Annotated in this window: 24 protein-coding genes and 1 pseudogene; 14 read left to right on the forward strand and 11 right to left on the reverse strand. The window is 40.8% G+C overall.

What is annotated here, in order from left to right; translation table 11 throughout:
* Positions 1-351, reverse strand: coding sequence for a hypothetical protein (locus FKV70_RS22560; protein ID WP_142614610.1), 351 nt, complete (start codon positions 349-351; stop codon positions 1-3).
* 318 nt (positions 352-669) lie between these two features.
* On the opposite strand from FKV70_RS22560, the gene FKV70_RS22565 reads away from it, so the two are divergent.
* The 7 genes from FKV70_RS22565 (at position 670) to FKV70_RS22595 (ending at position 7,915) form a co-directional block, all read left to right on the forward strand.
* Positions 670-1,578 (forward strand): ROK family protein, encoded by a 909-nt coding sequence (locus FKV70_RS22565; RefSeq protein ID WP_142614611.1) that lies wholly within the window; start codon positions 670-672, stop codon positions 1,576-1,578.
* A 260-nt stretch (positions 1,579-1,838) separates the two neighbouring features.
* Positions 1,839-3,254, forward strand: a complete 1,416-nt coding sequence (locus FKV70_RS22570) for a glycoside hydrolase family 1 protein (RefSeq protein ID WP_063210743.1) — start codon at positions 1,839-1,841, stop codon at positions 3,252-3,254.
* 232 nt (positions 3,255-3,486) lie between these two features.
* Positions 3,487-4,038, forward strand: coding sequence for a phosphodiesterase (yfcE, locus tag FKV70_RS22575; protein ID WP_142614612.1), 552 nt, complete (start codon positions 3,487-3,489; stop codon positions 4,036-4,038).
* A 119-nt stretch (positions 4,039-4,157) separates the two neighbouring features.
* On the forward strand, positions 4,158-5,189 hold the full coding sequence (locus tag FKV70_RS22580; RefSeq protein WP_142614613.1) for an agmatine deiminase family protein: 1,032 nt from the start codon (positions 4,158-4,160) through the stop codon (positions 5,187-5,189).
* A 32-nt stretch (positions 5,190-5,221) separates the two neighbouring features.
* The gene (aguB, locus tag FKV70_RS22585) at positions 5,222-6,097 is read left to right on the forward strand and encodes an N-carbamoylputrescine amidase (protein ID WP_063210749.1); all 876 of its coding nucleotides are present in this window, start codon (positions 5,222-5,224) and stop codon (positions 6,095-6,097) included.
* 142 nt (positions 6,098-6,239) lie between these two features.
* A complete protein-coding gene (locus FKV70_RS22590) occupies positions 6,240-6,785 on the forward strand; it encodes a hypothetical protein (RefSeq protein ID WP_142614614.1) in 546 nt (181 codons plus the stop codon).
* A gap of 209 nt (positions 6,786-6,994) precedes the next feature.
* The gene (locus FKV70_RS22595; RefSeq protein ID WP_142614615.1) at positions 6,995-7,915 is read left to right on the forward strand and encodes an aminoglycoside phosphotransferase family protein; all 921 of its coding nucleotides are present in this window, start codon (positions 6,995-6,997) and stop codon (positions 7,913-7,915) included.
* Positions 7,916-7,962: 47 nt separating this feature from the next.
* On the opposite strand, the gene FKV70_RS22600 is transcribed toward FKV70_RS22595, so the two are convergent.
* Positions 7,963-8,397: a hypothetical protein gene (locus FKV70_RS22600; RefSeq protein WP_142614616.1), complete on the reverse strand. Its 435-nt coding sequence runs from the start codon at positions 8,395-8,397 to the stop codon at positions 7,963-7,965.
* A gap of 177 nt (positions 8,398-8,574) precedes the next feature.
* On the opposite strand from FKV70_RS22600, the gene FKV70_RS22605 reads away from it, so the two are divergent.
* Positions 8,575-9,024 (forward strand): Imm63 family immunity protein, encoded by a 450-nt coding sequence (locus tag FKV70_RS22605; RefSeq protein ID WP_142614617.1) that lies wholly within the window; start codon positions 8,575-8,577, stop codon positions 9,022-9,024.
* 133 nt (positions 9,025-9,157) lie between these two features.
* Here FKV70_RS22605 and FKV70_RS22610 read toward each other — a convergent pair whose 3' ends face one another.
* Positions 9,158-9,733 (reverse strand): NAD(P)H oxidoreductase, encoded by a 576-nt coding sequence (locus FKV70_RS22610; protein ID WP_142614618.1) that lies wholly within the window; start codon positions 9,731-9,733, stop codon positions 9,158-9,160.
* Between the two features lie 235 nt (positions 9,734-9,968).
* Here FKV70_RS22610 and FKV70_RS22615 point away from each other — a divergent pair, with 235 nt between their 5' ends.
* The gene (locus tag FKV70_RS22615; protein WP_063210757.1) at positions 9,969-10,352 is read left to right on the forward strand and encodes a winged helix-turn-helix transcriptional regulator; all 384 of its coding nucleotides are present in this window, start codon (positions 9,969-9,971) and stop codon (positions 10,350-10,352) included.
* 71 nt (positions 10,353-10,423) lie between these two features.
* Here FKV70_RS22615 and FKV70_RS22620 read toward each other — a convergent pair whose 3' ends face one another.
* A complete protein-coding gene (locus tag FKV70_RS22620) occupies positions 10,424-10,852 on the reverse strand; it encodes a VOC family protein (RefSeq protein ID WP_142614619.1) in 429 nt (142 codons plus the stop codon).
* A gap of 212 nt (positions 10,853-11,064) precedes the next feature.
* On the opposite strand from FKV70_RS22620, the gene FKV70_RS22625 reads away from it, so the two are divergent.
* Positions 11,065-11,253 (forward strand): DUF3934 family protein, encoded by a 189-nt coding sequence (locus FKV70_RS22625; protein WP_142614620.1) that lies wholly within the window; start codon positions 11,065-11,067, stop codon positions 11,251-11,253.
* 141 nt (positions 11,254-11,394) lie between these two features.
* Positions 11,395-12,087, forward strand: coding sequence for a pseudouridine synthase (locus tag FKV70_RS22630; protein WP_142614621.1), 693 nt, complete (start codon positions 11,395-11,397; stop codon positions 12,085-12,087).
* A 56-nt stretch (positions 12,088-12,143) separates the two neighbouring features.
* On the opposite strand, the gene FKV70_RS22635 is transcribed toward FKV70_RS22630, so the two are convergent.
* Genes FKV70_RS22635 through FKV70_RS22650 form a run of 4 tightly spaced genes read right to left on the reverse strand, consistent with a single transcriptional unit; the run spans position 12,144 to position 16,141 of the window.
* Positions 12,144-13,244 (reverse strand): GerAB/ArcD/ProY family transporter, encoded by a 1,101-nt coding sequence (locus tag FKV70_RS22635; RefSeq protein WP_142614622.1) that lies wholly within the window; start codon positions 13,242-13,244, stop codon positions 12,144-12,146.
* 12 nt (positions 13,245-13,256) lie between these two features.
* The gene (locus FKV70_RS22640; protein ID WP_142614623.1) at positions 13,257-13,484 is read right to left on the reverse strand and encodes a hypothetical protein; all 228 of its coding nucleotides are present in this window, start codon (positions 13,482-13,484) and stop codon (positions 13,257-13,259) included.
* A 6-nt stretch (positions 13,485-13,490) separates the two neighbouring features.
* Positions 13,491-14,699 carry a Ger(x)C family spore germination protein gene (locus tag FKV70_RS22645; protein ID WP_063210764.1) on the reverse strand — a complete coding sequence of 403 codons (1,209 nt, stop codon included), beginning with the start codon at positions 14,697-14,699 and terminating at the stop codon, positions 13,491-13,493.
* Between the two features lie 14 nt (positions 14,700-14,713).
* The gene (locus FKV70_RS22650; protein WP_142614624.1) at positions 14,714-16,141 is read right to left on the reverse strand and encodes a spore germination protein; all 1,428 of its coding nucleotides are present in this window, start codon (positions 16,139-16,141) and stop codon (positions 14,714-14,716) included.
* Positions 16,142-16,385: 244 nt separating this feature from the next.
* On the opposite strand from FKV70_RS22650, the gene FKV70_RS22655 reads away from it, so the two are divergent.
* Both FKV70_RS22655 and mle read left to right on the forward strand, forming a co-directional pair.
* The gene (locus FKV70_RS22655; protein ID WP_142614625.1) at positions 16,386-16,754 is read left to right on the forward strand and encodes a hypothetical protein; all 369 of its coding nucleotides are present in this window, start codon (positions 16,386-16,388) and stop codon (positions 16,752-16,754) included.
* Between the two features lie 74 nt (positions 16,755-16,828).
* Positions 16,829-17,670 (forward strand): annotated as a pseudogene (gene mle / locus FKV70_RS22660) (alpha/beta fold macrolide esterase).
* A gap of 77 nt (positions 17,671-17,747) precedes the next feature.
* On the opposite strand, the gene FKV70_RS22665 reads toward mle, so the two are convergent.
* Both FKV70_RS22665 and FKV70_RS22670 read right to left on the reverse strand, forming a co-directional pair.
* The gene (locus FKV70_RS22665) at positions 17,748-18,209 is read right to left on the reverse strand and encodes a hypothetical protein (protein WP_142614626.1); all 462 of its coding nucleotides are present in this window, start codon (positions 18,207-18,209) and stop codon (positions 17,748-17,750) included.
* A gap of 493 nt (positions 18,210-18,702) precedes the next feature.
* Complete coding sequence (locus FKV70_RS22670) at positions 18,703-18,921, reverse strand: helix-turn-helix domain-containing protein (protein WP_142614627.1); 219 nt, start codon at positions 18,919-18,921, stop codon at positions 18,703-18,705.
* A gap of 115 nt (positions 18,922-19,036) precedes the next feature.
* On the opposite strand from FKV70_RS22670, the gene FKV70_RS22675 reads away from it, so the two are divergent.
* The gene (locus FKV70_RS22675) at positions 19,037-19,315 is read left to right on the forward strand and encodes a DUF6809 family protein (protein ID WP_142614629.1); all 279 of its coding nucleotides are present in this window, start codon (positions 19,037-19,039) and stop codon (positions 19,313-19,315) included.
* An 81-nt stretch (positions 19,316-19,396) separates the two neighbouring features.
* Here FKV70_RS22675 and FKV70_RS22680 read toward each other — a convergent pair whose 3' ends face one another.
* A complete protein-coding gene (locus FKV70_RS22680; protein ID WP_425280379.1) occupies positions 19,397-19,624 on the reverse strand; it encodes a helix-turn-helix domain-containing protein in 228 nt (75 codons plus the stop codon).
* Positions 19,625-19,757 lie beyond the last annotated feature (133 nt).

A 19,757-nucleotide genomic window follows, 5' to 3' on the forward strand; every position in this document is an offset into this window, starting at 1 on the left:
TTAAATGTTCCCTTCATAGCGTTTTTCCAAGTGATCTACATAATCTATTGCATCCCTAAGAGAAAGATCCTTGGCGGTTCTTAACTCTTTGATGGCTTTAATCTTATTTCCTTCCCTGATCAATAGAAGCAGCCTTTCATTGATTTCTTCTGAAGCTTCTGTGCCTAGGATATGTGGAGCAGGGGATGTGATTGTGTTTGATATTGGTGTTCCCGTAAGTCCCGAACGATTCTCAAGACGCTCCACATCGGATTTCAGGTCATGAAGCTGAGATTGAAGGCGATAGACCTTGAACAGAAGTATAACGGAGAGAATTAACGCAATTATGGCTACATATTCACTTGTTGACAATAGAATCTCCCTCTTCTTGTTAGTTTTATCACTAAGTTTTTCTCTCTTATTCATAGTATATCATGATGATCGGCTAATAAAATTGAGAATCACATGCTTGCTATGATTTGTGCAAATTGACTTATGGCAGACCGAGCGTTATATTACAGCTTATTATTAACCTTTTAATAATCACTTCAAAAGGGGTGTATTCAAATACAATCACTCTCCAATAATACCATTCGGGTCAAACAAATTAATGTAGAGCTAGTTAAAAACACGCTGAAATCCAAAGAATATGCAACCAAGTCATCTATAGCCAGTATTACAGGACTTAGTGTGGCAACCTGCGGAAATATTCTGAATGAGCTTCTTCAAACTGGAGAAGTATTAGAGATGGAACTAGAAGAATCGAACGGCGGACGTCCGGCTAGGCGGTACAAATATAACGCTGATTATTCCTATATTATCTGTTTAACAGTGAAGACAGAAGGAGGAGTACATTCTCTTACTTATGCTGTTGCCAATATGCTTGGCGATATTATCGTAGAGAATACATCTGCTGTGCCGCATATTGATTATAAAGTCATAGATGAACAAATCGGAGAGCTAATTCATAACTATGGAAACGTCAAAGCCGTGGGAATTGGCATTCCTGGGGTTGTTCATCAAGGGATTATCGATGTGTGTGATCTCGACCTGCTGATAGGAGTCCCTGTAGGACCACGCCTTCAAGATAAATACGGGTTAGAAGTCACGATTGAAAATGATATGCATCTGACCGTCTATGGATTTTATAACATGCAAAATTATGATGAGGACAAGACCTTCGCGATTGTTACTTTTCCCAAGGATAATTATCCGGGAGCTGGTTTTATTGTTGATGGACACTTATTAAAAGGAAATACGAAGTTTGCTGGGGAAGTTTCCTTTTTGCCCTTTGGCTTAACAAGAGAGGAATTGCTTAAACAGTTAAACAGCACACAGGGATTTATTCCTCTGGCGATCCAAACGATAACATCCATTATTGCGATTATAGACCCTGTCTCGATCGCTTTGACTGGAGAGCTATCTAAGCCGGCACTACTGGATGATATTTATAACGGCTGTCTAAAGGATGTGCCCAAAGAACATATGCCTGAGATTTTTGTGAAAAACGATACGCACGATGAATACATATATGGGTTGATTTCAGTTACCCTTGAGAGTCTGACGTACAATTTGCAATTGGTGGAAAAAAGAAAATAGAGTCATTCAATAGAAGAATAGCTCACTCTGTTACAATTGGTAATTAACGTATGAATGTGTGAGGACGTTGCTATAAATATGGAAGAAACTATTGGAGATCATACGATTATTGACTCTGGAAGTTTTTTTGAAATAATACTTGACATGAAACGCGTTACAAACCTTAAGATTCAGTTAGAAGTACTTTATAGACATTAGCGTAGAGCTAACGTGTTTATGTCCTAGTTCATGAAAAAAACATCAGCAAAGGCGGAGAAAATATGAGTACACAGTTTCCAAAAGATTTCCTGTGGGGCGGAGCAGTTGCAGCTAATCAGCTCGAAGGTGCTTATCAAGAAGACGGAAAAGGCTGGTCCATTCAGGATGTAACTCCTCGTGGTGGTTGGGGACCGGTTACGGATGTACCAACAGAAGATAATATGAAATTGATCGGTATTGATTTTTACCATCATTATAAAGAAGATATCAAACTTTTTGCGGAAATGGGCTTTAAAGTGTTCCGTACTTCCATTGCATGGTCGCGTATTTTCCCTAAAGGTGACGAACTGGAGCCTAATGAAAAGGGCTTGCAATTTTATGATGATTTGTTTGATGAACTTCATAAATATGGCATTGAGCCACTCGTTACATTGTCCCACTATGAAACACCTTTACATTTGTCCAGAGAATACGATGGTTGGGTAAATCGTAAGCTTGTTGATTTCTATGAGCGCTATGCTACAACAGTCTTTAAACGCTACAAAGATAAAGTAAAATACTGGTTAACTTTTAACGAAATCAACTCCATTCTTGAAGCGCCATTCATGAGTGGCGGGATTAGCACACCCAAAGATCAACTTAGTGAACAAGACCTTTATCAAGCTATTCACCATGAACTGGTAGCGAGTGCAAGAGCGGTAAAAGTTGGTCATCAGATTAATCCTGACTTCAAAATTGGTTGTATGGTACTGAGTATGCCTACTTATCCGCTGACACCTAATCCAGATGATGTGATTGCAGCGATGGAATTTGATCACAGAAACATGGCATTTGCCGATATTCATGCAAGAGGTCAGTATCCAGGTTACATGAAACGTTTCTTTAAAGAAAACGGAATCTCTATCCATTTTGAGCCTGGTGATGCTGAAGATCTGAAGCATACCGTTGATTTTATCTCGTTCAGCTATTACATGAGTACTTGTGAGACTGCAGACGAAACTAAAAAAGTCAAAGGTGAAGGTAACATCCTGGGTGGGGTTAGCAATCCGCATCTTGAAGCCAGTGACTGGGGCTGGCAAATTGACCCGCAAGGTCTGCGCTATGTGCTGAATACATTCTATGATCGCTTCCAAAAACCACTGTTTATCGTTGAAAATGGTTTGGGCGCTGTTGACGAATTGATCACCAATGACAAAGGTGAAAAAACAGTTGAAGATGATTACCGGATCAACTATCTGAATGATCATTTGGTTCAAGTTGGGGAAGCAATTGAAGACGGAGTAGAAGTGTTGGGCTACACCTCCTGGGGCTGTATCGACCTTGTCAGCGCATCGACTGCACAGCTTAAAAAACGTTATGGTTACATTTATGTTGACCGTCATGATGATGGCAGCGGTACACTTGAAAGATACCGGAAAAAGTCGTTCCACTGGTACAAAGAAGTCATTGCCACGAACGGAGAAAGCTTGAAACGTTAAGTTATAAATAAAACAGTAACAAAGATAAAAACACAGTAAATGTCTTTTACGTGGCGACCGCTTCTACTTTATTATGGGAGAAGCGGTCGTCACTTTATTTTGTGGTCGTTTATTTGCCACGGAGTATCTAACTAACATTTTTGCACAGATTTGTTCAGGAAATAATGTAATAATGAACGTAAGAGAAATATTTTCAAATTACAATGGTGAATTCAGGGAGGAAGGAAAAGTTATGAAGTTGATGTTTATATCAGATATTCACGGTTCACTGTACTGGTTGCAATTGGCACTGGAAAAGTTTAGGGAGGAGAAAGCTGACCGTCTTGTCTTGCTTGGAGATTATATGTATCATGGACCGCGTAATCCGTTACCTGAAGGATATAATCCGGCGGAAGTGGCTGCAATGCTGAACCAGTACAAATCCTACATTGCAGTGTCGGTGCGCGGAAATTGCGATGCAGAAGTGGATCAGATGTTGCTGGAGTTTCCGATGATGGGGGATTATGCTTTGTTGTACCATGAAGGACGGCGAATTTATGTCACACATGGGCATGGTTTTAGTATCGGAAATTTACCGCCCTTAGAAGTGGGGGATGTATTCATCCAGGGACACACTCATATTCCGGTAGCAGATGTGGAAAATGGGGTCTTTGTATTGAATCCTGGTTCGATCGCATTGCCAAAAGAAAACTATCCATCCTCTTATGGTGTGCTGGAGGGGGCACAATTTACTGTGAAGGATTTTAATGGCAATACGGTGAAAGCAATCACCTTTTCAAAATGATTTTTTTCTAAATCTCAATGTAAATTATTAAAACTTTTCTGCTTCGATTGAGACAAAGATCATATTATTGTATGATAGGAGCGGAGTCTACATTTTGATAAGAAAGAGAGCTTCAATACATGCAAATTAAGGATTCACATTATAAGATGCCGCCTGAATGGGCGCCACATGAACGTACGTATATTTCCTGGCCTGTACAGTCTTCGATGGTTTATCCGGAGATGCATGCCGAGGTATGTAAGGGCTACGCCGAAATTATAAGTGCTATGGCAGAATTTGAGCCCGTTACCGTTGTTGTAAATCCAGACGATCTGGAAACCGTTAAAGCGCTTGAGCTTGGGGAACGGGTAGAACTGCTGCCGATAGAACACAGCGATGCGTGGTTGCGTGATAACGGTCCAACTTTTCTGACGGACGAGCATGGCCAGTTGGCAGGTATTAACTGGAAATTCAATGCCTGGGGTGGCAAATATGCTCCTTGGGATCTGGATGACCAGGTTGCTCCGCAAATTCTGGACCAACTTGGAGTTCCACGGTTTGATGCACCGCTGGTGATGGAAGGCGGCTCACTGCACGTAGATGGCGAAGGGACACTGATTACAACCGAAGAGTGCTTGCTCAATCCTAACCGCAATCCAGAATTAAGCAGAGAAGACATTGAACGGTATGTATGCGAATATACAGGTGCCGAGAAAATTATATGGCTAAAACGCGGACTCAGTGGCGACGAAACAGATGGTCATGTGGACAATATTGCTTGCTTTGCTGCTCCTGGCAAGGTCATTCTGCAAGTATGTAATGATCCAGAGGATGAAAATTATGAAATCACGCAGGAAAATCTGCGCATTCTAGAGCAAGCAACAGATGCCAAAGGTCGTAAGCTGGAAGTAATTCAGATCGGCCAACCGCCGCGTGTGGATTATGAAGACAGCCGACTGACACTAAGCTATATTAATTTCTACTTTGTGAATGGCGGTATTATTTTGCCAGTGTTTGGCGGAACTGCTGCTGAGAGTGATCTTGCAGCCCAGCAAGTACTGTCAAAAGTATTTCCGAACCGCAAGATCCGCACTGTAGATGGTATGGCAGTTATTCGTGAGGGCGGTAACGTACACTGTACAACCCAGCAGATGCCCGCTGCACAGCGTTGAACGATTATGACAACATTTAAAGGAGGACTAAAGTGAGAAAAGTAAAAGTGGCCGCTACCCAAATGAGCTGCTCTACCAATATCGAAGAAAATATCAGCAAAGCAGAGAAGCTGGTACGTGAAGCGGCAGCCCAGGGCGCGCAAATTATTTTGCTGCAGGAATTGTTTGAGACTCCGTACTTCTGCCAGAAGGAAAAGTCTGATTATTATGTATATGCAACCGAACTGGAGCACAACAAAGCAGTTAACCATTTCAAGAAGATTGCCAAGGAATTGCAGGTTGTACTGCCAATCAGCTTTTACGAAAAGAAAAACTACGCTCGTTACAACAGTCTTGCTGTCATTGATGCAGACGGCGAAGTGTTGGGAAAATACCGCAAAAGCCATATCCCGGACGGCCCTGGGTATGAAGAAAAGTTTTATTTTAATCCGGGGGATACCGGTTTTAAAGTATGGAATACACGTTATGCCAAAATTGGGGTAGGCGTATGCTGGGATCAATGGTATCCTGAGGCGGCCCGCTGTATGGCGCTTATGGGCGCAGAGATTTTGTTCTATCCGACTGCGATTGGTTCTGAGCCACAGGATTCTTCTATTGATTCCAAAGACCACTGGCAGACCTGTATGCTGGGCCATGCGGCTTCTAACCTGATTCCGGTTATTGCCTCCAATCGGATTGGAAAGGAAACAGATGAGGAATCCAGTATCAACTTCTATGGCTCATCCTTTATCGCCGGTCCTCAGGGGAACAAAATCACAGAAGCAAGTCGTACGGATGAAGAAGTGCTTACTGCCGAATTTGATCTGGACGAGCTCGAAGTCGGGCGGATCGAGTGGGGCATTTTCCGTGACCGTCGTCCCGAACTGTACAAAATGATTGCCACCTATGATGGTGATTTAAAAGTATAATCTCTGTATATAGTTAGACATGTTTCCCTTGCCGTCAAGCCGTGATGGTTCTCTTTTTGAACTCATACGGCTTTTCGAGCAAGGGATTTTTGCTTACTAGATGGAGTACATTTTGTGATAGATAGGAGGAAGGAGAATAGCAATGAGGCATAAGGAGATAGATCAAACGTTCACACACCTACAAATTTCGGCAGAAAAAGATCGTGAGTTGGAATACTCGTGTGCAAGAGATATGGCTATTTTGAACTTGTGGGACGAATATACGCTATCTGCGCAGCGTTTATGTGAACGAATGGCTACCGTAACCCATCAAATCAGACCTTCTGAGTACGATCCGTTCCCAACTCAGTTTGAATGGCTGGAACAAGGAGAAACAGACTTAATTATTGATAGAATATGGTCAGCTGACTTACATGGTGATCATTGTCTGTTTGTGAATATTGGGGAGCATCACCCAGAACGGCATACATTGATTGAAGCTTATATTTACGATACGCAGGTGATAGACGAGGGTTTTTTTCTTCAATATTTGAACACTTCTCCTAAAGCCACAGCCTATGCACCTTTATTTAGAAAAAATGGATATGCTACAATGTGTGAACTACTGGACAGATATGTCATGGAAGGGAAATTGAAGCGTAGCCCTTTTGGTTTCAAAAGAACGGATACATCGGTGAATAACGAATAAAAGCATAATTTGGGCTTGAGCTGAAAGGGACATTTCTCAAAGGATTGTTCCTTTTTTTATGTAGGACTATATGTAATCTATAGATTGAAACTATGATTCGGTACATAAAATAGGCTTATACGGGCAAGAAGATTGCTTCCTTTGTCAATTTAAAGGTAAACTATGGAAGGCGTAGTAGTAAGACCATGATTAGCGAGGGGGATGCGAGCGTGAGTCAACTCTGGAGTGGCATTCCGGGTGCAAGCACATGGAGGAGCGTGCAAGAAATTCATAAAGGCTGGTCCAGTGACAGCAAATATTATATTCAAACCACGGACGGCATGGGTTTATTACTAAGAATTTCGAACATTACCCAATATGAAAAGAAACAGCGAGAATTTGAATCCGTAACAAAGCTGAATCATATAGAAAATGTTGTAATGTCCCGTCCGCTTGATTTTGGGATATGCAACAACGGACAATCGGTATACTCTTTATTTACCTGGGTCAACGGGGATGATGCTGAAGGAGTTATCCCCACCTTAAATGCAGACCAGCAGTACCAACTCGGAGTTCAAGCTGGAAAGGCATTGGCTAAATTGCATGAGATTCACGCGGAGCAAGCTCAAGTCCCATGGGCTGAACATTATAATGCGAAAATCAACAGATATATCAGAAACTATAAGTCATGCGGTATTCCTTTAAAGGGAGCAGATCAAACGATAAGCTTTATTGAGCAAAACCGTCATTTATTAGAAAATCGCCCCCAGACATTTCAGCATGGGGATTATCATGTGGGCAATATGGTGGTTACCCCATCTGGTGAACTGGGTATTATTGATTTTAATAGACTGGATTATGGCGATCCCTGGGAAGAATTCAATCGTATCACCTGGTGTGCGGGATTAAGCCCGTTATTTGCTTCGGGTTGTATTCACGGTTATTTCAACAACGATGTGCCGGATGTATTTTTTAGGTTAATGGCACTGTATATCGCAAGCAATCAGCTTTCATCGATTCACTGGGCCATTCCATTTGGTAAAGAAGAGGTAGACGCTATGGTGCGACGAGCTGAAGAGGTTTTGGAGGCGTATGATTACTTTCAGACTGATATACCTAAATGGTATCTACCTAGTTCACCTGAGTTGTAAAATATGAAGGCCGCCGCTCCTAAGAGTGACGGTCTATTTATAGTGTTTTATGATTGTTTCTTAATCTTATAGGTGAATTCCCAAACGGCTTGATGGCCTGAATAGCGTCCACGGTTTTCAGTAACAGTGACTGTTAACTTAACGGTAGAGCCTTTGGTAGAAATCGAGGAGACCTTTACGTTCTTGGTGGCATCACCTTCGTCAGGAATTTTGTCTTGCTCCTCAGCATATGCATACAACTTAATGTTACCCCCTGATTTGACCTTTACCTTCACGCTGCTGCCTTCACTAATGGATTGACCTGCCGCATGGGCGGCAATAGCCCAATCGTTGCCTACATGGTCATTCGAAACCAAGGTTGCTTGCTGAAACGTAACAATATACGTCGATGTTGCTGAAGCTGCGAGCGCATACGTTCCATTGAAGATCAGGGATACCACTACCAATAAAATAGCCGATGCTTTCGTCCATATTCTATTCATTTGCCTGTCCCCTTCAGTTTAAAGTATCGAGGAAAATCTCCTCTATTCTAATTATCGTATACAGCCCAAAGAATTGTTAATAGTTGGTAAAAAAGGAGTTCGTCATCTTATTGCATCACTTGTAATCTACTATGAATATGACTTGAATGTAGTAGAGAAAGGGAAGGAAAAAATCCAATGGAAAAAATATATAACGAACAAGAAATTATAGAGATGACCATTCAACTGTTTAAACAAACTTCGATGTACGAAGAACAGTATGAACAATATGTTAGACGACCTTTTCGCACGGATTTTTATGATGATCTGAGTCCGTATGTGAAAGTTGGCAAACAGGGGTACACACTCCAGATGTATGAAAGAGGCGTACAGATGCTAAACAAGCTTACTCAAGATGTAGAGGATGTGATGTATTGGATCATTGAGGATACGATTCATATCACTGCTCATCTAAATCTGCTTCGCAAATATGAAGTGGATAACAAAAATACTCATTTAAAATATACCAAGGAGATCATGAAGGAGCTGACAACTGCAATGAATAAAACTTTTTATGAAATTGGAGGAATCTATCAGGAATGGCATACAGCGAATAGAAGGGCGACATTGGAAAACCCATTAAAGTAAATAAAACTCTAAAGAAACAGTTGACAATCACGGAGGAGGTAGCAATTTGTTATCGAAGGCTAGTCAAATCAAGCTAAATGAAAAGCCGCTAACCCATATCCATGGAAATGGGTTAGCGGCTTGTAAATAAAACCTAATCCTTGGCATAATTCAGACCCAAGCGATAAGCTTGGTCCAGCAGCATTTCATAATGATCGGAATTTGAACCCAGAGTCTCATCTAAGAATTCAACCTTGGAGTTGGAAACACCGCAATAATCTGCAATACCCACATTCAGTAAATGAGTGATCATTTCATCATAGTTACGCTTTTTCAGCTGTTCTTGCGAAACGCCGGCCAAGCCAAGCCACAAGATATGCTGATGATGAAGCTTATTCGAACCGTACGCAAACCCATTGTTCAATACACGATCAATATAACCCTTCAGCATGGCTGGCAAATGCCACCACCAAAGTGGAAAAATAAATGCCAACGCATCATACTCCTTCATCCGCTTTATTTCCATCTCTACTTCAGGAGAAAAGGTTTGTTCCGCAACGGACCAATCCGGTTCATCTACTCCTTTTAAAACAGGATCAAAACCAATCCCATGCAAATCCAATATCTCATAATCGTGGCCTGCATCGGCAAGACCTTGTACGAAACGACCGGCAACCTTAAAGGTCAAAGAATCTTTTCTTGGGTGTGAAACAACGCTTAATACTTTCATATTTATTCACTACCTTTCTCAATAGCTGATTTCTAGGCATGTTCAATGGTTGATGCTATTATAAACAGTAGGAAAATAATCTGGAAGTACGCACTTTGAAGTTCTATAGGATGATACAGGTGCCATAGGAACATGGAAGTACCCTAGATAGGTACCCTGGAAACTGACCTGGAGTAAAGAATTCGAGTGATAGTTTGTTCTGAGCAAACGTAGCCTTCTAAAGGAGGAGTAAGAAATGAATGAACAGACCCAAAATAAGGTTCAAAAGAAGTATCAAATAGGTGTGGAAGCGGCTTTAGAGGTAATGGGAGGAAAATGGAAGCCTTTAATTATCTACCATCTGATGACAGGACGGAAACGAACGTCTGAGTTTCGTCGGTTAATGCCTGGCATTACTCAAAAAATGCTGACCACTCAGCTCAGATGCCTAGAAAAGGATGGAATCGTTACACGAAAGGTTTATAAAGAAATCCCTCCTAAAGTGGAGTATGAGTTAACGCAATACGGCTGGGGATTAAAACCTGCATTAGACCATCTATGCTACTGGGGAGAGGACCACCTGGAAAAGATTCATGGGGACAAATCCAAGGTTCTGGAAGAATTCCAAGGCTGCGACTGATATTAAGCCCTCACAAAACATTCAATCAGAATAGCTTGCGAGGGCTTAACTGTCGTATAACAATATAAACGCTAACTGTTGGTCATTCCGTTATCATAACTCAATTGCCATTCAATTCCGAATTTATCTTTAAGACTGCCATAACATTTGCTCCAGAATGTTTCTTGAAGCTCCATGTTTACGGTCCCGCCTTCTTTTAACTTATGATAGTACGATCGAATTTTCTCCTCGTCCTTATTGACGATGGCGAGGCTTATGTTATTTCCCGCAACAAAAGGCATACCAGGAAAAACGTCCGAAAACATCACATTACTACCGTCAATGTGAAGCCGCGTATGCATGACCAAATTTTTGGCTTCTTCCGGGAGAGGATAATCGGGGTTGGGCGGCGCTTCACCGAATGTCATGATCTTTGGTTTCTCAGTCCCGAAAACATGTGCGTAAAATTCTGCTGCCTCGCGACAGTTTCCATTAAAGTTAAGATAAACATCAACGGACATGTGTTTCACTCCTTTAAGGATCATTATTTTCCATACTATACGACTTCATTTCATTATTGACCTGCAAACGAACAAAAATACAATAAGGTATGTTTTACGAAAGTATTTGCGGCTTAACATGTTCAATTTTTAAAACAAATGGGCATTATGATCAAAGTAATGGTATGATAGCTTAGTTAAATCTGAACGACTACTAATGGAGTGATCATAATATGGGTGGAAAAAGTAAGGGTGGCGGAACCGGCAGAGGTACAGGCAGTAAGGGCTGGACACGCTGGAACAAAACAGCGAAGCCTGCAAGGAGAAAAAGCGCTGCTACCGGTGCACCAGGAAATACAGCGGCAGGAACTGCAAAAGGCGGCTCTGCCAAGCCAATTGGGAACAGAGGCGGCAAGATGTAAGTAGGCCGAGCATGTATAGGGTTGTTTTAAAAGGCTAACATCTGATTACGTACGCATAATCAGATGTTTTTTTAATGGATTAAAGACGTACCGCCTGTATTGATCCATATTTCTCATACTACAACGTAAAATAGGTGAATCATGCGAATTAACAAGTATATTAGCGAGACAGGATTCTGCTCACGTCGGGAAACGAACAGGCTAATTGCAGCAGGGAGAATCACAATTAATGGCAACGTTTGTGAAGCGGGCGCGAAAGTAGAGCCACAGGATATCGTGCTAATTGATGGGAAAGCTATTCCAGTTAACCGTAGTGAACCTGTATATTTGGCATTAAATAAGCCTATCGGCATTGTATGTACGGCAGCTGAGCAAGTGGAGGGCAATATTATTCGTTATGTCAATTATCCTTCACGTATTTTTGCCGTTGGCAGGCTGGATAAAGCTTCAGAAGGGCTCATTTTATTAACGAACGATGGGAGCATTGTCAATCAAATGATGCGTTCCGAGCATGGTCATGAGAAGGAATATGTGGTGACGGTAGACAAGCCTGTTACAGATGAATTTACGCAGACCATGTCTCGCGGGGTTGAAATATTGAACGTCATTACCAAACCGTGCAAGGTTGATCGTATAAGTGAATACGAGTTTCGCATTATTTTGACACAGGGTCTAAACCTGCAAATTCGCAGAATGTGCAAAGCCTTGGGTTACAGGGTGCTCAAACTGGAACGTGTTCGAATTATGAATATTACATTGGACCATCTGGAACGTGGGCAATGGAGACATCTTGAGAAGGAGGAACTAGAGCTACTTCTTGCTAAATTGCAATAATAAGTACAACAAAAGTTGATTTTGAGGACAGCATGTTTCATGCAGCCAGCGCAACTTTAGTGATACTTTTTACGTAATTTCAACGAACCGCCTACCTTACCCACCAGCCATAGCACAATTGGAAACACGATACCGAAAATCATGGCGTAAAAAGGCCATACTGAGAAAAACTTGTTTATAAACTGCATATTTGGCCAAATAGAATGAACCATTGATATTGCAATTAAGATCAGAGGCACTAAGAGAGAGTTAGCGCTTCGAAGGCGAAAAGCATCTGCAAGCCCTTGCGCTGACACATATAAAAGCAGTGCGAGTCGAAAAAAAATGGTGACAAACCAGAACACTGCAACGAAAATTTCAAACCGTTGAGGAAACTCTCCGTTACTGATTGTTCGGTTAATAAAATAAGTAGGAAACGTCAAATCAGATACAACACCTTCACTCATCACGGCGATTATTTGTAGAACCATGAAAAAATACATGCCGCCGCTAATCAAAGCACAAGTTATCACTGTCTTTTTCCACTTTTTTGGATCGGGGATGTACTGTGCAAAAAACAGATACAGAATTGCTTCAAGATAGGGAAAGGCAAACAAATTGAACGAAGCGAGAACGATAGGGTTCACACCATACTCGAATATAGGGAGCACATTATCTATGTGAGTATCAGGAAGAAGGGTAATCCTGACCAAAAGATACAGAAGGAGAAGGAAAAAAAACAGGATTTCTGCACAACGGCCAATTACAGTAGGACCTGATCGAACGGCAAAATAAATGACTATAAGCATGGTGAAATATACCGCGTCAGGGGGAGTTTCAGGCATAATAGCTATCGAGATAAAGTCGCCCAGATTTCGAAGCGTCATGATGAACACAAGAAAGGGAAAGAAAAAAATGAAAACGATGCTGATCGTCCCGCCCAAGGGACCGAAGAGGCAACGGAGATGCTCTACAAAAGATTTTCCCTGTATCTGCCTAGCGATGGAGACATATAAAGGTATCAATAACAGATGGAAACCTAAGGAGACTGGAATGGAGAGCCAGGCATCTTGTTTGGCGGTAGCGGTAATTGCCGCAGGGAGCACCAAATATGCGCTTCCTATTTGATATAATGCAAACCACATAATAGCTTGTCGAACGGTCAAGTTGGAGTTCATTCTAATGCCTCCTTAAGATAGCATTTCTGTAAGTAAACGGCTTGCTGGTTGGAATAGGACTTGAATAACCGTCAGTGGAGTCGGTAGTTTAACGTCGGCGATCCGCAGGATAACCAATATAACGCCTATAATTAACAATACCGAGCTGAATGCAATTTCACGCACATATTGTCTTTCCTTAAATTTCTTAAACTCATACAACGATGTTAAAATGGAAGTTACGAGAATTACATAAAGCATATGCATTCACTCCTGATTGTGTATTCCCATATCAATTGGACTAGTAATGTCTCCGAACCGAACTAAACGATAATTGAGCTGAATATCCACTTTAAGCGTTTGGAATTTTTGTGGCCAATCCTTTTTCCATCTATGCCATTCACGCGGGAATTTGCGGTGAAAAGCTTCTCCAAACCCGAATATATCGGAACCGATTTGTTGTGCGTGCGAAATGCCTTTCCTGAAAGACTGTTTCAGATGCTCTTTAGCTGATTCTTGAAGATCTCTAAATGTCTCTTCATTCTTAAGGTTGGCCTTGCAGGAGACCGTTCCGATATTGGATTCTGTATCCACAATAAGAGAAATGTGCGGCTCATGGTCTATTATTTCTGGACGTATTTTTACTTTGGAATGGATTACTTCAACAACAAATTTTCCTTTGGAATTCGGACAATCGATGGAAGCTACGGTACTGGAAACACGGTTGGATATATAGGTAAAGGCTTTACTTTGCGAATCATCCATCCAATCGATAAGTCGATCACCCTTGAAAACACCAATTCCAGTGAAGAAATATTTAACATGTTGGGGCGATTTTGTCACATTATCAATAGTTAAACCTTTTGCTACGTTTGTCAGTCGAATACCAGTGAGCACCGGTTCAATGCCATCCTCCGTAAATTTCTGCAAAAGATCTTTTACATTGACCGCGGAAGTGGGGGCCCATGCTTTTTCAGAAATCTTTAATGCTTTATACATATCCATTGCAGGCAAGACCTCGGTTGGAGCTACAAAGGTAACGGCCTCCTTTGCCGAGTTTTCTCTCACAACGGCCAAATAGAAATCAGGCCGAACTTCATGATCACGGAAGAGAAAGTCCAGCGGCTCCTTGATTCCTTTTTTTGCCGTTTTCTCATCGAAAATGACAAACTTTAAGTGAGACATATACATTTTCCGGGAGGATTCCGTTGTTAATTTTCGAATAGCTTCAAATATGGTATCGGCGCGTTTGGAAAAAACGATCGTTGGTGTCCGTTCCATGGGGGAATTCTGAGACATTTTCGATGGATCAACCACTTGTAAACTGACTTCATATTGGTCATCCACGGCATCAATGCCTAGAGCCATTACGACGGAAATTGAGCTCAATTCCTTACTGTTCCAGCAACCCGTAAGAAACACCATTAGCCAGATGCACATGAACAGTAACAAAATGGTGGATCGGTACGAGTTCATGATGGTCTACTCCTTTAGTTTTTGCGATGTTTTTTAGTTCTATATGGAAAACGCAGTATGGCGTCTCTCTGCTCTGACGATTTGTAATTGGCAAAAGGGCTTAAATACGGTACACCAAATGAATGAAGCCCATTCAGATGCACTAAGAGCATGAGAATACCAACAGTCAATCCGTACACACCAAACATAGCGGCTATACCTATGAAAGCGAAGCGTAATATCCGAATTGGAATGGCAAAGGTGTAGGAGGGAATGACAAAGCTCGAAATGGCAGTTATTGCAACAACAATGACCATAACAGCCGAAACGATGTTTGCTTCTACAGCTGCCTGGCCGATCACGATGGACCCGACAATAGAAACAGCTTGACCAATCGTCCGTGGCATACGAAGACCTGCCTCTCTTAGAATTTCAAAAACCACTTCCATGATCATCGCCTCAATAAATGCCGGGAACGGAACTCCTTCACGTTGCGCGGATAAGCTTAATAACAAAACTGTTGGAATCATATCCTGATGAAATGTCGTTAATGCGACATAAATGGCCGGAGCCAACATGCAGATTGCCAGGCAGATGTACCTTAATATTCGAATGAGGCTGCTGTAAATAAAGGATTGATAATAATCTTCTGCGGATTGAAGGAAATCTACAAACACCGCAGGTGCAAGGATGGCGAAAGGAGATCCATCCACAAAAATCGCAATTTTCCCCTCTATAATTCCTGCTGCAATGGAGTCTGGGCGATCAGAATTATAAAAGAGCGGAAATATTGTGAGTTGTTTATCTTCATGGAGACATTCTTCCAAATATTCGCTTTCAAGTACACCTTCTAGATGCATGTTCTTTAACTTGGATATCATGTCCTGCACCTTTTTTGGGTCAGCGACTCCCTCTAAATACATAACTGATATATCGGTCTTGGTTTTTTCTCCAACTTTTATGGTAGTTAGTCGTACTCTTGTATCCTTCACCCTTCGACGAACCATAGTCGTATTCGTACGCAAGGTTTCTGTAAACGCTTCTTGCGGACCTCTGACCACTGGCTGCGTCTTCGAGTCTGAAATGCTGCGTTCTTCCCATCCAGGCAAAGAAATGACCAATCCTTCATCCGTATCGTCGAGTAGTAAGAGAAGACTACCGGCGAGGATCTGTTCCAAGGCATCTTCAAAGTTTTGAGTGAAGCTTGCTTCACCAATGTCCAAAATTGCGTTTTTCAATAACGGTAAAGTGATCTCGTCAGAGGAAACCCGTTCATGCAGCGGACGGATCACGTTGTCCTGTACCTTTTGCATGTCAGTCATGCCGTCCAGATAAAAAAGAGCGGCGTGTTGATGACCAGCTGTGATTTCGCGAACAACAAAATCCGAACTATTTCCCATGAAGTCACAAATCAGATCGATATTCCGGCATAAATGTCTTGAGAATTTGCTATTTAACTTCATTGTTACCCTCCTCAGCTTTGTAGTATTAACAATAATCAGAAATAATACCACAATCATCCACAAATTATTCGTTATCGTTAAGATAAATAACATCAATTATCCAAATTTCAATTCATCCCATTATTCAAACAGGCTACAGATGACTATCCTTTTTTGGAATAGTTTACTTGTGTAGTATAATATTTTTGACGGATATTCTTTACTGTCAATTCATTTAAACATCCAAATAGAGAGGTATTTAATCATGCTATTCATTACAAAAAAATTGATCGACAAGCTAGCAGAACCTCATAGAGAATCTGACATGCTTATTTGCTATTCAACTCCACAAAGCTTTTCAGCTTATACAAGTCGAGCTATATTACTCCTAAATAATGATAGGATTATTATCCTTTTCCTCAATCTATTTTCCACAAAAGTAGTACAAAAAGTTGAATATGAAGTAGCTGATTTACAAGAACAAAAATATCATTCTGGACACCTGTCTTCTGCAATATGGTCATTTAAAATCAAAGGCCAGCACAGTAGCTTCAGGATAATCAAAAAAATTCTTCCTCTTGGCTCTATGCAAAGAGATTTCTTAAACTTTTTACAACAAAACATCTTAAATTAGCTACCGAGTAGATCGGTAATTCCTATCTACCTAAGTCAGAGGCACCGAAAGTACTTTATGGGGAGGAATTCTACATGAATGAGCTACTTATAAAAAGCGATGGAATAGAAATCTGTAGTGACAGTTTCGGCGAGCGAGTTCACCCAGCAATATTACTGATTATGGGTGCTCAATCCTCACTGATCTGGTGGGAGGAAGAATTCTGCCAGCGTTTAGCTGATACAGGTCGTTTTGTCGTTCGTTATGATAACCGAGATGTTGGCCGTTCTACAATTTACGAACCTGGTCATCCAGACTATACTTTCGAAGATATGGCAGATGATGCGATTCGGGTATTGGATGCTTATAAGATTGACCAAGCACATATCGTAGGGATGTCTATGGGCGGAATGCTGACTCAGATGATAGCTCTACGACATCCAGACAGAGTATTAACGGTGACTCTTTTAGCCACGTCCAATTTTGCTCCTGATCTTCCACCGATGGAGGAAAAGGTTATGGACTACTTCTCGAATATGGAAGCAATAGATTGGACGAACGAACAATCGGTGGTCGATTTTGTGGTGGGGAGATCTAGATTCTAGTAGGTTCAAAGCATCCTTTCGATGAGAATAAGGTTTATCAATTGGCAAAAGAAGAATGGAAAAGAAGCAACAATATGGCTAGTATGAACAATCACGCTATGCTGTCAGGTGGAGAATCCTATTTGGCGAGGACAGGGGAAATAAACGTTCCTACACTGGTTATACACGGTACTGAAGATCCAATTATCCCTTATGAACACGGAAAACATCTTGCTAACGCAATTCCGCGTGCGGTTTTACTGACATTGGAAGGTGCCGGGCATGAGCTTCACTTTGACGACTGGGATTTAATAATCGATTCTATCTCAAAACACACTTCGATACTCAATTAGGTCAGCTGAGGTGTAGGATCATTGATTAAAACAGTGGCAGTCTAAGATTAAATTTCCGTCCATGGCTGTCACTGTTTCTATGACTTAAATAAGTAATGTAGCATGTTGTTCAAACGGTTAAAGCAAATTTGGTAATCTATAGTTCTCTGTTTAAATTCCTTGAGTATTTGTTTTGCATACATGAGAAGTTTTTCCTGATCCTCTAAGAACTTCTCACATGCCTCAGCTATCGTGGGATGGTTTTCCTTTATATATGATCTCCAAGTATCACTACGAATTTCAATAAATCTAGGCTCAACAGAATCCTTAGACAAGGTTAAAAGCATGCAATGCGCATTCATACTTGATAGTCGTTTTTCCAGCATTTCAATTTCTGCAGTATTTATAAATACTGCTCGATGATTTAAATGGAACCTCTCTAAAAGATAAAATACACCGTTTGATGGTTTTAAATGACCAAGTAAATCAATCCAATTGTATTGTTGCTCAAGATAATAAACATGACGATTTAAAAGTTGAATATGTTCTTTCTTGTCCATCGATCTTAAGACACCTTGGTATGAATGCAAGACTTGTGAATAGTGTTCGCTTATTGCAATTATCGTTTTTTCAGCATTGTGTTTGACTTTGTAATCTTTTTATTGCAGAAAAGACTGATGTTTTGCCTGTAGTAGGCAAGCCCTCGATAATTACTCCCCGAATCATATTTCACCTCTTCAGATATATTAGTCAAAAAAAGGATGGCACGCGTCTTCGCTTTAGCTCGTCCCCCTATTTATTACCACATTAAGAAAATGCTTTATCATCCTTTGGCAACTGTACAGATGAATTGCTGAATGCTGCAGTAACTAAAATAAAAAGAGCATAAGATGCTACTTTTAGAACATTATTCGGTAGGAAGAGGAATTAACACTGCAAAAAATAAATACATGTTTGTGGAAAAAGAGTATCCAGATGAAAATGTTGCTTGAACGGAAGAATCCCGACTTGCACAATAGAATGATATAATCTTAAAGCGGGTAATACTGAACTCTATCTTGCGGGGTAGGGCTTTTTTTGGTTTGTTCTATTCAGTAAATAGTCTGTGCTTGTTTGGTGGAAATTGGCTAGTCTAATTAAAATCTCCGTTGGAATGTCTATATCACCGCGTTCGTAATTGCTGTATATCCGCTGGCTACAATTCAGATAATCGGCGATTTGAGTTTGAGTTAAATCCTTATCCTCGCGTAAATCTCGAATCCGTTGATACATTTTGTTCACCTCAAAACAAGAATATCTTAGCGAAATACTCGCTATTGATTTTTAGCGAATAATTCGCTAATATTGATTAAAGAGATTAATAATACATATAAAGAAGGAGCAGATCATGAGTATCTTGGAGAATTTTTATTACGGAAAATGTAACCCAAGTGAACGAATCAAATCGAAAGACACTGAGTTTGAACTGATCTCTCAGAGAATAACCGATGCTGAGGAAGCGCTCAAAACAAAATTGCCAGAACAGAATTACAAATTAATTGAAGAACTTTCGGATTTACAAGATGTTTTAATTTCCTTATTGTCCGCTTCAGCTTATATTGAGGGTTATAAAATGGGAGCATTAATGATGATTGAAGTATTTGACGGGAAAGGAGAGGTAATATAGATAGTTCTGAGGAATGAAGGAGTCGATTATAAAAAAGGTAGCTCCTTCATGCGAGGAGTTACCTTTTTTCTCTAAAAGGAACTATTCCATTGGATATGGATTTTTTTGTTTCGTCCGGTTTAATAAATAGTCTGTGCTTGTGTTATGGAAATCCGCTAGTTTGATTAGAATCCTTGTAGGAATATCAACATCACCGCGTTCGTAATTGCTGTAAATTCGTTGACTGCAATTCAAATATTCAGCCATTCGTTTTTGAGTCAAATCTCTATCTTCACGTAAATCTCGGATTCTTTGGTACAACTTACTCACCTCCAAACCAATAATATCTAAGCGAAATAATCGCTATTTATTTTTAGCGATTATTTCGCTATTTAGTCGAAAGGTTTTCATTAGGTTGGAATACCAATTCACTAAAATACCTTGGAGAGGTGGACACTTGTTT

This window comes from Paenibacillus ottowii, from assembly GCF_006874425.1.
GTDB classification, from domain to species: Bacteria; Bacillota; Bacilli; order Paenibacillales; family Paenibacillaceae; genus Paenibacillus; species Paenibacillus ottowii.